Below are 15,046 nucleotides of genomic sequence, written 5' to 3' on the forward strand. Positions count from 1 at the left end.
GGGGAGGAATTGAATGTTGCAGGGAATCGATGGGGTTGGCGACAGTGCGCGTGAGTTGCGGCAGGATATGTCGGCGCCTGAAATCACCCTGTGGCAGGTCCTCCGCTATCGTCCAGGCGGATTAAAATTCCGGCGTCAGCATCCCTCAGGCCCCTACATTGCTGACTTCTATTGCCATGAGGCACGGCTGGTCATTGAAGTGGATAGCGAAGCGCACAATCGCGGCGATCGGCCAAAACGGGATGCATCGCGAGACAACTGGTTCGCCGACCGTGGCCTGACCACGCTGCGCATTGCTGCGACCGACATCCATAAGAACATCGAGGGCGTGACGAGCCATATCCTGACCACCGCCGCCAGCCGCCATACCGGGGAGGAATAGCATGGACTTCATATCGATTCTGTCGATCTTCGTGCTGGCGTGTTTCGTCGGCTATTATGTCGTCTGGTCGGTGACGCCGGCGCTGCACACGCCGTTGATGGCGGTGACCAACGCCATCTCCTCGGTCATCATCGTCGGCGCGCTGATCGCGTCCGCCGCCACCTCGGGATCGACGGGGTCGGGGGTGGCCAAGTGGCTGGGGCTGGCGGCGGTGGTGCTGGCCAGCATCAACATCTTCGGCGGCTTTGCGGTGACGCAGCGGATGCTCGCCATGTACCGCAAGAAGGAGAAGCGCTCGTGATCGCCCCAGTGTCACCTGCGCTGCCGCCCGCGCCGCTCACCCCTGCGGTCGAGGCCATCGCCGCCAACCCTTGGGTCTCGCTCGCCTATCTGGTGGCGGGTGTGTGCTTCATCCTGGCGCTGCGCGGGCTGTCGAGCCCGACGACCAGCCAGCGGGGCAACCGATTCGGCATGATCGGCATGGCCATCGCCGTCGTCACGACGCTCGTTACCCACGTGCCGCTAGGCGGCGTGAGCGGTGCGCACGGCCCGTCCTTGGCGTTCGGCGACGACTTCGTCGATCTGGTCACGGCCTTCGAAATCCTCGCCGCCATCGGCCTGGGCGCGGCTGTAGGCATCACCACCGCGCGGCGCATCGCGATGACCGCAATGCCGCAGCTGGTCGCCGCCTTCCACTCGCTGGTCGGCCTCGCCGCCGTCGCGGTCGCCTGCGCCGCCTTCCTGAACCCGCTCGCCTTCGACATCGCCGACATGGTCGTGCCCCTGATCGGACAGCCCTTTGCCAGCATCCATGTCGTCAGCCGGGTGGAAATGGCGCTGGGCGTCGCGATCGGCGCGATCACCTTTTCGGGCTCGGTCATCGCCTTCCTCAAGCTCAACGGCAATATGGGGGGCAAGCCGATCCTGCTGCCCGGCCGCCATGCGCTGAACCTCGGTATCCTTGGCGCGATCGTCATTCTGGTCGCGATGTTCACGCGGGATCAGGCGCCGTGGATCTTCTGGACGATCACGATCCTGTCCTTTGCCATCGGCTTCCTGCTGATCATCCCCATCGGTGGCGCGGACATGCCGGTCGTGGTGTCGATGCTGAACAGCTATTCGGGCTGGGCGGCGGCGGCGATGGGTTTCACGCTCCACAACAGCGCGATGATCATCACCGGCGCGCTGGTCGGGTCGTCAGGCGCGATCCTGTCCTATATCATGTGCCGGGCGATGAACCGCAGCTTCATCAGCGTGATCGCGGGCGGCTTCGGTGCCAGCGATGCCGGGGCAGCCGGCGGTGGCGCGGCGGTCGATCGCCCATGGAAGCGCGGCAGCGCCGAGGACGCGGCCTTCCTGATGAGCCAGGCCGAGCAGGTCGTGATCGTCCCCGGATACGGCATGGCGGTGGCGCAGGCGCAGCATGTCCTGCGCGAGATGGGCGATCTCCTCAAGAAGGAAGGCGTGCGCGTCAAATACGCCATCCACCCGGTCGCCGGCCGCATGCCCGGCCATATGAACGTGCTGTTGGCCGAGGCGAACGTGCCCTATGACGAGGTGTTCGAGCTGGAGGACATCAACGCCGAGTTCGCGCAGACCGACGTCGCCTTCGTCATCGGCGCGAACGACGTGACCAACCCGGCGGCCAAGACCGATCGCTCCTCGCCCATCTACGGCATGCCGGTGCTCGACGTCGAAAAGGCCAAGACGGTGTTGTTCATCAAGCGCTCGATGGGCGGCGTCGGCTATGCGGGCGTCGATAACGAGCTATTTTATCGCGACAATACCATGATGCTGCTGGCGGACGCCAAGAAGATGGTCGAAGAGATCGTCAAGGCGCTCGGCTGAGCACCTGATTCGAGCGGACGTCGACTCCCGGACGTCCGCATGGGTCGCAGGGCGAGGGCGGCGGGCGCGGGGCCTGGCGTTGCCCGTGCCGTGCGACCGCAGATGACGAAGCGCGCCGCCATGGGCGCGGGGCGGGGGAGCGAATGTGGACCAGCATGATCCTTATGGCGACGGATTCGCGGTCGTCCTGATCAGCGCCCCGGCGCTGGCGGGGGCGGCGGCGCAGGCGGTGCGGCAGGCCGGCGGGCGGGTGATGCGCAGCATCGACTGGCCGGGGGTGGCCGAGGAGATCGGGCGACAGGCGGGGCGGCCGCTGCTGCTGATCGACACGCATGGCGCGCCGGCGGCGGCGATGGAGGTCGCGCTGGCGCGGATCGACGCGGTGGCGACCGCGCTCGACCTGTCGGTGGTCGTCAGCCTGCCCGTGGAGGACATCGATCTGGTCGCGGCGATGCTGCTCGGCCCGCGCGTCGCCATGCTGTGCGACGCCAGCGAGCTGGAATTGGTCGCCGCGCTGGCGGTGGCGGGCGCGACCAATAGCGGCGCGACGATGCTGCACAGCCATGTCCATGAAGGCGAATCGGAACGCCTGCGCCAGCTGAATGCCGAAGTGGCGCGCATCGCCGAGGTGCTGGCGCGGCTGTCGACCCATGGCGACGACGACCGGCGCGGCGGCGGGGTCAGCGACCGGCATCAGAGCTTTCACGCCGCGACCGCCCGCGTCCAGCCGGGCGATGCCGAACTGATCCGCCGGATGATCCGTGCGCGGCGGCTGCGCGACGGCTTTTTCGGATCGGGGCTGTTCGAGGAACCGGCCTGGGACATGTTGCTCGATCTCTACGCCGCGCATCTGGAGGGGACGCGGGTATCGGTGTCGAGCCTGTGCATCGCCGCCGCCGTCGCGCCGACGACCGCGCTGCGCTGGATCGGCAAGATGACCGAGGCGGGGCTGTTCGCGCGGCAACCCGATCCCGTCGATCGCCGCCGCGCGTTCATGGTGTTGACCGAGCGCGCGCTGGAGGGGATGCGCGCCTATCTGGCGGCGATGCGGCGGCTGGGGACGCTGTAGGCCGGATCGACTTTCAGCCGCTTCACCGGCTTTCCTATCCTGTAAGGGGGGCATCCGACGGATAGTGAAGGGGCGGCCCCCGTCGTGGATGCGGTCCAGTCTCTCAGGCCTGCACACCCCTCCCCTTCAGGGGGGGGGCGGGGGTGGGGCGCTTCCACAGGCGGGCAGTGTGGGGCGATGCCCCACCCCAACCCCTCCCCTTCAGGGGAGGGGCTCGCATTGGTTCGATACGATGTCATTCCGGTCTAGGCCTGCCACCTTCCCTTCCAGGGGAGGATGAGAGGAATGTCGATCCGGCCTGGCTCAGCCCGCCAGCGCCCAGCGGATCGCGCCGCCCAGTTGGCGCGTGCCCACCCGGATCGCCGGTCGCATCGCGCTGGTCGCCTCCAAACCGTGCAGTCGCGCCGCCCAGTCGGGGAGCAGCGCGATCCCCGCCTGGGTCAGCCATTTGCTGACCGGCGCCAGCGCCGGGCTGGGTGCCGGCTGATTGAGGAGCGTGCGCGCGACCACCCGCGTTCGTGCATCGACCCGCAACTCGGTGCGGACCGAGGCGAGGAAGCGCGCCAGTTGCTGCCGGTCCTCGGGTACCTCCTGCGCGCCCAGCCGCCGCGCGAGCGTCGCCATCTCCGCCAGATACTGGTCGGCTCGTGCATCGGGAAAGGCCGGATCGCGATAGGTGCGGTGCGCGCGCAGGAAGCTGTCGACCTCAGCGGCATGGACGAAGGTCAGCAGGTGCGGATCATCGGCGGCATAGGGCGTGCCGTCGGGAAGGCTGCCCTTCACACGGGTATGGACGGCGCGCACCCGCGCGATCATCCGCTCCGCCGCCTCGGTCGAGCCATAGGTGGTGACCGAGATGAACCCTGCCGTCCGCCGCAACCGGCCCGCCATGTCGCGGCGGAAATCGCTATGATCCCACACGCCCGCCAGCGCGGCAGGGTGCAGCATCTGGATGAGTAGCGATGCGATGCCGCCCGCCATCATCGCGGTGAAATCGCCATGCACTGCCCAGGTCGCCGAACCGGGGCCGAACAGTCCGTCATCGCCGGGCGGCCGCGACAGGTCGATCCGGTCGCTGCCGACGACGTCGCGTATCTGGTCGGCGATCTGGCGGCGGACGGGAAGCATGATCGGATAACGCGCCGCGTGGCGGGGTGTTGCGTTGGTCGCGGCGAGTCGCGTGGCCTTCGACTTCGCTCAGGCGGAACGGAGGTCAGGCTGTATCCATCGCGCCTGACGATGCCATGCACTTCAACGGCCGTTCAGCCTGAGCGAAGTCGAAGGCCTCGCCCCGCACGTCGCCCGCGACCGAACCGGCCCATTCGTCGGTCGCATACCCGACAGCGTGACCATGCCGTTCTCGCTAGCAAAGGCATCAACCCGCTGATGCCATGGAAAACGTCCGTCGGGGGTGTTCGTCCTGATACTGGGGACTATCCTAAAGATGGTGGAGCGGTGTCCCCGGTCGCGGATGCAGTCCAATCTCTCCAGCCGGGATACCCCTCCGTCAGGCCTGCGGCCTGCCACCTCCCCTTCCAGGGGAGGAATGAAATGAATGTCGATCCGGCCTGGGCCATGTGCTCGGTCTGGCAGAGCGCATGGTGCGAGCCCGTCACGCGCTGCCGCTTCGCTCAGATGGAACGGCGGTGAGCCCTATTCCCAATCCGCCGTTCCGCCTGAGCGAAGTCGAAGGCCACGCCCGACACCTCACCCCCGCTTGGCCGCCTCCCATGCCGCGATCTCGTCCGGAAAGCGTCGCTCCACCACCAGATCGCTCGCCGTTTCGGTGTCCAGGTCGACCGTGACCGAACCCGCCCATTCATAGGTCGCATTGCCCGACAGCGTGACCATGCCGTCCTCGCCCGCAAAGGCGCGGACCAGGCCACCACGGTTAAACACCACGGTGGCCACGTCCCAGGCGATCCGGCCGGTCAGGCAGGCGGCATAGGTCGAGGCCGCCATCGCGCTGCCGCAACTGTCGGTCAGGCCGACACCGCGCTCGAAGGTGCGGACGAACAGCGAGTCCCCGCGCAGCTCGACGAAGGAGACATTGGCGCGGTTCGGTAGCCAGTCGGGCGCGGCCTCGCAGATTTCGCCCAGCCGGACCAGCTCGGCCTCGTCCACCGTCTCGACGAAATGGACGAAATGGGGGTTTGGCATGGTGACGGCGGTGAAGCGGCGCGCGGGGTCGAGCATCGGCAGCACCGCATCGACCAGCCGCTCGGGCGCGCCATGGATCGGCCAGGCGGCGGTCGACAGCCCGGCGGGGCCGGCGGTCTCGCGCACCGTATAGACTCCGGGCATCAGATCGGCGTCATGCGACGCGGTGGCGTAGGAGGTCTTGAGCCGGACGGTGGCGGCGTCGATCCCCAGCGCCTCGAACCCTGCCCGCGCGACGCAGCGCACGCCGTTCAGGCACGTCTCGGCCTCGCTGCCGTCGCTGTTGCGCATCACCATGCCGAATTCGGCGCGCTCGTCGCCGGGGACCAGCAGGAGCAGCCCGTCGCCGCCGACCGGTCCGGCGCGGTCGGCCAGAGCGCGCGCCACGCCCGCCCATTCCGCCTCGCTCAGGGACAGTGTACGCGCGTCGATCATCGGGAAGTCGTTGCCCGACCCATGGCATTTGACGATCGCGAACCGCATCGGCGACACCTCCGGAGAAAAACCTGTCGAGCCGCCCGCTTAGCCCAGCCGGGGGACGGCCGCCAGCGGGCCGGGGCTTGCCATCGCGGCGGGACTGTCCGACACCTTGGAACCGGGAAGGTTCAAGGGGGGAGATGGCGATGATCACCGCGATCCGCGAAGTGCGCCGCGCCAAGGGCATGACGCTGGACGATGTCGCGCGGGCCTGTTGCCCTCCGACCACGCCGCAGACGATCGGGCGGCTGGAGATGGGGACGCGCACCGTGTCGCTGCCCTGGCTCAACCGGATCGCGGCGGCGCTGGGCTGTACCGCGACCGATCTGGTGACCCTGCCGGTGCGCGAGACGCTGCCCGTCGCGGCGCTGCTGGGGCCACGCGGCGCGGTCGCACCCCGGACCGCGCGGGTGGTGTCGCCGCCCTGCGCTGCGCCGGGGATGATGGCGGTCACGGTGACCGGCGCGGTCGGCGAATACCGGGCGGGCGATGAGCTCTGGTGCGAACCCCTTGGCCCCGATAGATTCGCCGAGGCCATGAATCGCGATATCCTCGTTCCCCGGTCGGCCGGTGGTTATGTCTTTGCCCGCCTGGCGGGCCTACCCGGCGACGGGTTGCATCTGTTGCCGCTGGAGCCGGGGGCGGCGGGGGTGACGGTGACGGCGCCCGCCTGGATCGCGCGGGTGGCGCGACTGGTGCGCACGCTGTGACGGTCCGTCCGCTGATCCTCGCGCTCGCGCTGCTGCTGCCGGCCGCCGCACCACAGGCGACGGCCCCCGTTCCTGCGCCCGCACCGCCGCCGGTCGAAAAGCCAGTGGTCGTCCGCGCCTATCCGCATGACAGTACCGCCTTCACCGAGGGGCTGCTGATCGCCGATGGCGCACTCTATGAAAGCACGGGTCGCGAGGGGCAGAGCGTGATCCGCCAGGTCGATCTGGCGAGCGGCAGGACGCTGCGCCAGGCGACCGTGCCCTCCGGCCTGTTCGGCGAGGGCATCGTCGCCTGGGGCCCCGAACTGCGCAGCGTGACCTGGCATGGCGGACGCGGTTTCCGCTGGAGCCGGCCGGCGCTCAAGAAGCTCGGCGAATGGAAATATGCCGGCGAGGGCTGGGCGATGACCGATGACGGTCGCCAGATCATCCTGTCGGACGGCACGCCGCGCCTGCGCTTCCTGAACCCCGCCACCATGGCGGTGGCACGCACGCTGGATGTCACGGTCAATGGCCGGCCGCTCAAATATCTCAACGAGCTGGAATATATCGGCGGGCAGATCTGGGCCAATGTCTGGATGACGCCCTATATCGTGCGGATCGATCCGGCGAACGGCGTGGTGAAGGGGGTCGTCGACCTGAGCGAACTGGTCACGCGCGCGGGCGTCACCGACCGGGATTCGGTGGCCAACGGCATCGCCTATGACCGGGCGAAGCACCGGATTTTCGTCACCGGCAAGAACTGGCCCGAGCTGTACGAGATCCGGCTGGGTGGTGGCGCGAAAGGATAGGGGCGCGTGGCACTTTCCCGGCCGCGCGGTGTTCTGCCGACCGTAAACGATGCCGGGCTTGCGTGGCATCGGTGATCGTATAAGACTAACCTGAGTTATTAACTGATTGACCGTGCATGGGTATGATATGCGGTCAGCAGTGCCGCTCTGGCGTTGGGGCCGGAGCGGAACGGGGAAACAGGAGCGGGATTACTTGCCGACCAGTACGCGTTTTGTCGTCTCGCTGCATATGCTGGCGCTGCTTGCCGATCATGGCGACATGCCCCTTCGCTCCGAAGACATCGCCGCCAGTGTCAATTCCAACGCCGCGGTCGTCCGTGCGCTTCTGCTGCGGCTGGCGAGCGCAGGGTTGACCCGGTCGCAGCTGGGCAATCGCGGCGGGGCGATGCTGGCCAGGCCGTCGTCGGAAATCCGGCTGGTCGATGTCTATCATGCGGTCGAGGATCGCAACTTCTTCGCCTTCCACCGCCAGCCGCCCGAGGGCGACAGCGTGATCGATCGCCATATCACCCCCAGCCTGGAGGCGATGCTAACACCGGTGCGCGAGGCGCTGGAGGAGAAGCTCGCCGACCTGACGCTGGACGATGTGCTGACCGATATACGGGTGCGCGCCGGGGCGTCGCATATGACGTTCGAGCCGATGGCGTTGGCGGCCGGCCGGGGCGGCTGATCGCGGCGACAAGAAAACGCCCGCCGATGGTCGATCGGCGGGCGTTTTGCTGTTGCGGAGATGAAGGCCCTTATCGGGGCAAGGTGCAGTCCGGCGCGCGCGTGACCGGGTTGCAGCGTTCCATCACCCCACCGGGCAGGGTCACGGTGAAGCCCTTGTTCCACGCGCGAGCGGGCGCACCGGGATAATAATCGGTCGACACCGCCTGTGCGCCGCTGTCGATCGCGGCCTGCTGGCGGGCATGGTCGTTCTCGCGAGCCTCGCGCGTGTCGGCGTCGCTGCGGGTGCGGACGATGAAGCCCTGTTTCACCCACTGCCTGATCTTGGCGCCATCGGTGCGCGGGTCGCCGACGATCTCGACCGAGGCCTCGGGCTGGTCGGTGTCGTACCAGCCGAAGATCGGACGACCCTTCAGCGACGGATGCCCCGCGCGGTAGCGGTCGGACACGTCCGGGGGCGTGTCGAGCACGAACCAGATTTTCCCGCGCGCGCGATCGAGCGTCGGCCAACCTTTGGTGGTCACCGCCTCGCGCAACGTCGGCGCCTTGCCGCGTACGTCGTCCGGCGTGATGATGCGGTCGGACGTCAGCACGTCGCGGATCTCGGCGTCGAGCGCATCGAGCAGCGGCGCGGTCAGCGGCAGCGGATCGGTGACGCCGGGCTTGTTGATCGGCCGGTCGGCGGCGTTGATCGTCACCATGATCGGCAGATGGCGCGGATGCGCGCGCGACCAGGCGTCGATCTGGCCGATGCATTGTTTGAACGTGCCGCAGGATCGGTAATCGACCTCGGGGATGTGGAAGACCTTGAAGCCCGGCTTCATCATCGCGGCGCGATCGAAACCGGTCTGCTCGCCGGCGGCGCGTGCCATGGCCTCGCCCTTGGGATCGGCGAAACGCCCGCCTTGCGGGTCGGCGAAGATGTCGATCTCCAACTGGCGCACCCCGCGATCGAGCTGTTCGGCGAGCGTCAGGTGATCGTAATCGAGCGCGGCGGCGAGCTTGGGATCGCGGCGTTCGAGTTCGGCGAAGACCGCCGGCGCGATCCGCTTCTTGTAGCTGTTGTGCGAGCCGACGACCTGAATGTCGTTCATCCGCAACGGGGCTTGCGGCACCGGGGCGGCGGCGGTCGCGAGGACCGCCGCCAGCGTCAGGAAGGTCCGGGCCGACATCAGAACTCGGCCCGCACGCCGAACAGGATCGTCCGGCCATAATAGTTGATCTCGCCGAAGCGCAGATTGTTGTCGTTATAGGTGTTCTGGCGCGCGCCGGCCAGGTTGATGCCCTCCAGCGTCAGCGTCATATTGTCGGCGGTGCGCACCGACAGCTGGCCGTCGAGCGATCCGAAGGCCGCGACATAGGTCGGCGCCTGCACCGTGCTGCCCGTGCTCGACAGATATTTGTCGCGCCAGACATAGGACAGGCGGGCGGACAGCGGCCCCTTGTCGTAGAAGCCGACCAGGTTGAAGCTGTTCTTCGACAGGCCGATCAGCTGATCCTTGATAGTGCGCGAGCCCGCTGTGTAGTCGGCCTTTACCTCGGTATGGGTGTAGGACCCCTGCACGCCGAAGCCGTCGAACGGCTCGGGCAGGAAGGTAAAGACCTGGCTATAGGCCGCTTCCGCACCATAGACCTTGGCATTGCCGCCGTTGACCGAGCTCGACAGGCGGACGGTGCCGCGATTCGGAATGTTGATCTCGGTATTCGACTGGGTGATGTAATCGTCCATCGCTTTGTAGAAGACCGCACCCGACAACATGCCCGAGGGCGCGAAATACCATTCCAGCGACCCGTCGAACTGGGTGGCGAGGAAGGGGACGAGCTGCGGATTGCCACCGCTGGCGGTTTGCGCATCGGTCGACACGGTGATGCGCGGCGCGGTGTCGGTGACGTTGGGGCGGGTCAGCACGCGGCTGGCCGCCAGACGACCGACCAGCTTCTGCGTCAGATCGGCGCGCAGGTTGAAGCTGGGCAGGACGTTGTTGAACGTCTTGGGGTAGCTGACCGGCGTGTAAGTGCTGCCGGCGGTCAGCGTGCCGCTCGCCACCTGATCGGTGTGGACATAGCGCACGCCGACATTGCCGCTGACCGGCACCGCGCCTGCGTCGAACTGATAATCGGCGCGGACATAGGCGGCGGCGATCTTTTCGCTGACGACGAAGGACGAACGGCGGTCGCCCAGCGACAGGCCCTGCGCCTGGATGGCGGGGGTGAAGAAATTGCCGACATAGGCCGCGGTGGTCGGGACCAGCCAGTTACGGAACGCATTGCCGCCCACGTCCGACAGGAAATCGTCATAGGGCAGCTGCTGATAGGCGCCCGCGCCGTAATTGGTCAGCGGCTGGTTGGTGCCGGTGTCGATCAGATAGTCGCGGCGGAAATAGTCGCGCTTGCGCCAGTGATATTCGCCACCCGCCGCCAGCTTCGACAGGAAGCCGTCGAAATCATGCGCAACGTCGAGGCGCGAATAGAAATCCCAGTCCTTGCTGTCCTTGGGCGCGATGTTGAACTGGAACAGCTTGTAATTGGCCGGATTGGTGACATCGACCGGGGTCGTGAAGGTCGGCATCGTCTGATAGCCGGCGCTCGCGTCATAGGTCAGCGGCGCGATGAAATAGGCGCGGCTGCGCACCGTGCCGGTGCGGTAATCGGGGTGATAGCTGTGCGCCGCCGACCAGTTCACATTGGCGGTGACATGCCAGCGATCCGGGTTCCACGCCTGCTTCAGGCCGATGGTCAGCAGGTCGTGACGGTTGAGGCTGTATTCGCGGGTGCCCATGAAGCGGGCATTGGCGATCGTCGCCTTGGTGATCGTGTCGCCGGTGACGGTATAGCCGGGCTGGAGCACGGTCGGCAGCTGCTTGACGTTGCCGATCGTGACGTTGACGTCGTCGGGATAGATGTCGAGGCCGAACTCGTCATAGGCGACGTCCAGGCGCGTCGCGATCACGTCCAGCGTGGTTTCCAGCTCGGTCGTGGGCGCCCATTGCGCCGACACGATGCCGGAGATGCGCTTGCGATCCTCGGTCTCGACGGTCGGGCGGGTGCGGGTCGGCGAGTAGAGGCCGGTCGGCGCGCCACCACGCTTCGGAGCGTTCGGATCGGTCGGATCGACGTAGCGGTTCAGCAGCCAGCCGAAGTTCATGAAGCGGTCGTTGCGGACCGTCTTGCCCCAATATTGCGCGCCCGCCAGGATGCCGAAGGTGCCGTCGCCGTTCTTGGCGCTGGTCAGCACGGTGACGTTGGGGCGCACATCCTTGGTCTGGGTGGTGTAGGTGCCGCGGATGTTGACGGTCGTCTTGTTGCCGACCTCGAGCGGGCGGAAGGTCTTGACGTCGATATTGCCGCCCAGCGCGCCTTCGCTCATGTCGGCGGTCGGAGTCTTCACCACGTCGATGCTCGAGGTGAATTCGGCGGGCAGCATCTCGAAGCGGAACTGCCGCCCGGCAGCACCACCATTTTCGATCAGGTCGTTGAGCGCGATGGTGCGCCCGTTCATCAGCGTGTTCTGGAACTGCGGCCCCAGACCGCGCACGCTGACATACAGGCCCTCGCCGCGCGGGCGGGTGATCGCCACGCCGGGCACGAGCTGCAGCGCCTCGGCGACGTTCTGCGTCGGGAACTTGCCGATGTCGGTCGAACTGATCGAATCGACGCCGTAGGCCGCGCGGCGCTTCGTCTCGATGCCGGCCGCCAGGCTGCGGGCATAGGTGCCGTTGACGACGATCTCTTCGCCCTGTTCGCCCTCATCGGCGGCGGTCGGGCCGGTGGGCACCTGCTGCGCCATGGCGGGTGCGGCCAGCGCGCCGGTCATCAAGATGAGCGAAACCGAAGCCTTCAGCAGGCTGCGAGACGTAAGCATGAATATGATCCCCCATCGGCCGGTATGCCGGTTCGACGGGGGCGTTAGGGGGAGGTGATGTCAGATCGGCGAAATATCGATGACGATATGATGAAAATGCCAATCAGAGACCAAAGGCAAACATATATCGGTCAATTTGTGATGATCGCCTTTACGCCGGTCGGGAAGGCTCCGACGCCGTATCGGTCCCGTACTCGGGCTGGCCACCCGTCACCTGCGGGCGGAGGCGGCCGATCGTGCGCGCGGTGCGATTGGGATCGCGCAGCAGGACGCGGCCCGATTTCCACATCAGGTCGCCGTCGCGCCGGGCCTGCTGGATCATGCGGTTGACGTGCACCGGGGTCAGCCCCAGCGCGTCGGCCAGCATCTCCTGGGTCAGCGGCATCTCGAAACTGCCGCCCACGGTTAGCCCGGCGAGCGACAGCCGCTCATAGATTTCCAGCAGGAAGTCGCCGATCCGTTCCTGCGCGTTCAGTCGGCCGAGCTGGACGACATGGCCGAGCAGATAGGCCTCGTCGAGCGCCTCGCCGACGGCATAGACCTGTTCCAGGCTCGATCCGGCGGGCGCGGCGGGGGCGGTGCACAGCACGCATTCGGTCAGCGCGATCACCGTCGCCGAGGCGATCGGCAGGGCGTGATGCACGCGCCCGATCACGTCGCCGGGCAGATAGAAGCTCATGAACTGGCGCCGGCCATCGGGCAGGATGCGGACGCGCGCGGCCCAGCCGTGGAGCAGGATCTGGCTTTCGGGCATCGGCCGGCCCAGGGTCAGGATGGGGTGACGCACCGGCACGATCCGCGCCTCGGCCATCGCGGCAAGCAGCCGCTCGCGATCCGCCGCGTCCAGCGGACCGAGCGCGTTCAGCCGGCGGAGTGCGGGCGCGTCGAGGCCCTCGACCTCATCCTCGGGACGGATTTTGCGGGAAAGCTGGGTCATGCGCGTCCTTCATCGGGCATCAGCGCGCCGATCGCGCGGATGACGCGGTCGGCATGGAAAGGCTTGGCGACGATCGAGGCCGAGCGATAGGGGGCGGGCAGGGCCCAGTCGTCATAACCGGTCAGGAAGGTCCACGGCACCGACCGCGCGGACAGCCGATCGGCAATGGGAAAGGCGCGGGTGCCGGCCAGATTGACGTCGAGGACCGCCGCATCCAGCTCCTGGGTCTCGGCCAGGTCCAATCCCTGCTCCAGCGTCGCGACCGGGCCGATGACGATCGCATCGGCAGCGCGCAGCGCGCGCTCCAGGTCGCGGGCGATGAAATATTCGTCCTCCACCACGAGGATTCGCTTGGCGGCAAGCGGCGAATCGTGGCTCATCCCTCGGCACTCCGGTTCAACTGGCCGACGTCCTCAGCCGGCAATGGTAACGATATCACGCAAAAGACACCGCCACCACGGAATTGCAATTCGGTCCGCGCGCCCAGCCCATAGGGCAGAGCCTCACGGATCAGCTCGGTCCCGAATCCTTCACGGACCGGCGGGACAGGCATGGCTGGTACACCCGTTTCATCCCATTTTACAATCAGTTCGCATTTGCCGTTCGGATGCGCCTCGACATGCCAGGCGATCGCCAGCCGCCCGGTCGCATGACGAAGCGCGCCATATTTCAACGCATTGGTCGTCAGTTCGTGGATCGCCAGCCCAATCGACTCGGCGGTATCGGCCGGCAGGGTGACGTCCGGTCCCCGGATCGACAGCCGTTCGTCCTCGATCGCCCCCACGCCCAGCAGTTCGTCGCGGATCAGGTTTTCCAGGTCGACGCGCCCCGACACCGTCTGGGTCGCGACGATCTGGGTGCGCGCCAGCGCGTCCAGCCGGCCGCGGAAATGATCCGAAATCTCGTCGATCGGCCCGCCCGCCTCGACCGTGCGGGTGAAGATCGACCGGACGATGGTCAGGATGTTGCGGACCCGGTGCTGCAACTCGGCGACCAGCGTCTCCTGCCGGTCCTGCAGGCGGCGCAGATTGTCGATGTCGGTCGAGGTGCCGAACCATTCGATGATCGCACCGTGATCGTCGCGCACCGGCGTCGCGCGCGTCTTGTACCAGCGATAGCGACCGGTCTCGGCATGGAACAGCCGACCCTCCATGGTCAGGTCGCCGTGATCGCCGGCCTGCGCCCAGAAGGCGTGCGCGGCATCGCGGTCCTCGGGGTGGACGGCGGCCTGCCAGCCATGGCCCAGGCTCTCCTCGACCGACAGCCCGGTCGTTGTCACCCATTGCGGGCTGGCCCAGGTCCACCGGCCGTCGCTGGTCGCGGTCCAGACCAGCTGGGGTATCCCCTCGATCAGGGTCAGCAGCCGGCGGCGGCTGGCGCGCGAGGCCACTTCGGCGCGCTTGCGCAGCAGCGCCTGGACGATGGCGGGGGCGAGTTCCTCGGCGATCGCCTTCTCGCGCTCGGTAAAGCCGGTCGGGTGGTTGCCCAGCGCGAACATGGCGAAGGTCTCGCCATTGTGGCGCAGCGGCACGCCCAGGAAATTGTGCAGCACCGGATGCCCCTGAGGCAGGCCGACGCGCGCGGGATGGCTGGCGGGTTCGTTGACGATCAGGGTGCGATCCTGGATCATCACCTCGCCGAAGATGCCATGTATCTTCAGGCCATTGGGCAGCTTGCGCTGCGAAAATTCGGGGTCGCTGCCACGATAGGCGGCCCAGCCACGCTCGCTGATCGCCAGATGGTCGAGCCGTCCGCTCGAATCGCGCTCCTCGCCGAAAAAGCTGAACGCCGCGCCGGTCAGGTCCTCGGCCACCTCCAGACACAGCTGCCCCAGATCCTCCTCGGTCGAGGCGCTCAGCGCTTCGCGGAGGATGCGGTTGATCCCGGCCAGCACATGCGCGTCGCGCTGCACCGAGTCGACTGGCGGCTCGGGCATAGCGGCGCGCGGGGGCAGATCGGCCGAATCGGACATGGTTTCAAAAATTCCCGAGTATTCCCAACGAACCCGACCGGTGCCGGGTCCCCGGTACACACAATTTCCGCCCCGCTGGCAAATGCCATGCGCGTGCGACACCGGCGGGTGCCTCTCGCCTGACGGGGGCGGGGTGGGTATGAGGGCTGGGTCCGTTCCGATTGGCCCT

14 protein-coding genes are annotated in these 15,046 nt (G+C 67.2%); 7 read left to right on the forward strand and 7 right to left on the reverse strand.

What is annotated here, in order from left to right; all coding sequences use genetic code 11:
• Positions 1-13: 13 nt before the first annotated feature.
• The 4 genes from ACQHGV_RS00740 (at position 14) to ACQHGV_RS00755 (ending at position 3,299) form a co-directional block, all read left to right on the forward strand.
• Positions 14-382: an endonuclease domain-containing protein gene (locus ACQHGV_RS00740; protein WP_440979060.1), complete on the forward strand. Its 369-nt coding sequence runs from the start codon at positions 14-16 to the stop codon at positions 380-382.
• 1 nt (position 383) lies between these two features.
• Positions 384-683, forward strand: a complete 300-nt coding sequence (locus ACQHGV_RS00745) for a proton-translocating transhydrogenase family protein (RefSeq protein ID WP_440979061.1) — start codon at positions 384-386, stop codon at positions 681-683.
• Between the two features lie 20 nt (positions 684-703).
• A complete protein-coding gene (locus ACQHGV_RS00750; protein WP_440980101.1) occupies positions 704-2,230 on the forward strand; it encodes an NAD(P)(+) transhydrogenase (Re/Si-specific) subunit beta in 1,527 nt (508 codons plus the stop codon).
• 145 nt (positions 2,231-2,375) lie between these two features.
• Positions 2,376-3,299 carry a winged helix DNA-binding protein gene (locus ACQHGV_RS00755; protein ID WP_440979062.1) on the forward strand — a complete coding sequence of 308 codons (924 nt, stop codon included), beginning with the start codon at positions 2,376-2,378 and terminating at the stop codon, positions 3,297-3,299.
• A gap of 303 nt (positions 3,300-3,602) precedes the next feature.
• Here ACQHGV_RS00755 and ACQHGV_RS00760 read toward each other — a convergent pair whose 3' ends face one another.
• Together ACQHGV_RS00760 and dapF are read right to left on the reverse strand one after the other, a co-directional pair.
• Positions 3,603-4,427, reverse strand: a complete 825-nt coding sequence (locus ACQHGV_RS00760; protein WP_440979063.1) for an oxygenase MpaB family protein — start codon at positions 4,425-4,427, stop codon at positions 3,603-3,605.
• Positions 4,428-5,006: 579 nt separating this feature from the next.
• The gene (gene dapF / locus ACQHGV_RS00765) at positions 5,007-5,942 is read right to left on the reverse strand and encodes a diaminopimelate epimerase (RefSeq protein ID WP_440979064.1); all 936 of its coding nucleotides are present in this window, start codon (positions 5,940-5,942) and stop codon (positions 5,007-5,009) included.
• Between the two features lie 140 nt (positions 5,943-6,082).
• Between dapF and ACQHGV_RS00770 the strand changes: the two genes are divergently transcribed.
• From ACQHGV_RS00770 to ACQHGV_RS00780, 3 genes are all read left to right on the forward strand, one after another.
• Entirely contained in the window at positions 6,083-6,646 is a 564-nt protein-coding gene (locus tag ACQHGV_RS00770; protein ID WP_183951186.1) for a helix-turn-helix domain-containing protein, read from the forward strand.
• On the forward strand, positions 6,643-7,437 hold the full coding sequence (locus tag ACQHGV_RS00775; protein WP_440979065.1) for a glutaminyl-peptide cyclotransferase: 795 nt from the start codon (positions 6,643-6,645) through the stop codon (positions 7,435-7,437). The genes ACQHGV_RS00770 and ACQHGV_RS00775 overlap by 4 nt, the downstream gene beginning before the upstream one ends.
• Before the next feature lie 193 nt (positions 7,438-7,630).
• Positions 7,631-8,107, forward strand: coding sequence for an Rrf2 family transcriptional regulator (locus ACQHGV_RS00780; protein ID WP_440979066.1), 477 nt, complete (start codon positions 7,631-7,633; stop codon positions 8,105-8,107).
• Positions 8,108-8,177: 70 nt separating this feature from the next.
• On the opposite strand, the gene ACQHGV_RS00785 is transcribed toward ACQHGV_RS00780, so the two are convergent.
• The 5 genes from ACQHGV_RS00785 to ACQHGV_RS00805 all read right to left on the reverse strand — a co-directional run bounded on the left by ACQHGV_RS00785 (position 8,178) and on the right by ACQHGV_RS00805 (position 14,877).
• Positions 8,178-9,278, reverse strand: a complete 1,101-nt coding sequence (locus ACQHGV_RS00785) for a phosphatidylinositol-specific phospholipase C1-like protein (protein ID WP_440979067.1) — start codon at positions 9,276-9,278, stop codon at positions 8,178-8,180.
• Positions 9,278-11,968: a TonB-dependent receptor gene (locus ACQHGV_RS00790; protein ID WP_440979068.1), complete on the reverse strand. Its 2,691-nt coding sequence runs from the start codon at positions 11,966-11,968 to the stop codon at positions 9,278-9,280. The genes ACQHGV_RS00785 and ACQHGV_RS00790 overlap by 1 nt, the downstream gene beginning before the upstream one ends.
• Before the next feature lie 151 nt (positions 11,969-12,119).
• Positions 12,120-12,905 carry a Crp/Fnr family transcriptional regulator gene (locus tag ACQHGV_RS00795; RefSeq protein WP_440979069.1) on the reverse strand — a complete coding sequence of 262 codons (786 nt, stop codon included), beginning with the start codon at positions 12,903-12,905 and terminating at the stop codon, positions 12,120-12,122.
• Positions 12,902-13,285 (reverse strand): response regulator, encoded by a 384-nt coding sequence (locus ACQHGV_RS00800; protein WP_183951190.1) that lies wholly within the window; start codon positions 13,283-13,285, stop codon positions 12,902-12,904. Before ACQHGV_RS00800 ends, ACQHGV_RS00795 begins: the two co-directional genes overlap by 4 nt.
• Positions 13,282-14,877 (reverse strand): sensor histidine kinase, encoded by a 1,596-nt coding sequence (locus ACQHGV_RS00805; RefSeq protein WP_440979070.1) that lies wholly within the window; start codon positions 14,875-14,877, stop codon positions 13,282-13,284. Before ACQHGV_RS00805 ends, ACQHGV_RS00800 begins: the two co-directional genes overlap by 4 nt.
• Between the last annotated feature and the right edge of the window lie 169 nt (positions 14,878-15,046).

It is taken from the genome of Sphingomonas pseudosanguinis (genome assembly GCF_052056765.1).
Taxonomy (GTDB): domain Bacteria; phylum Pseudomonadota; class Alphaproteobacteria; order Sphingomonadales; family Sphingomonadaceae; genus Sphingomonas; species Sphingomonas pseudosanguinis.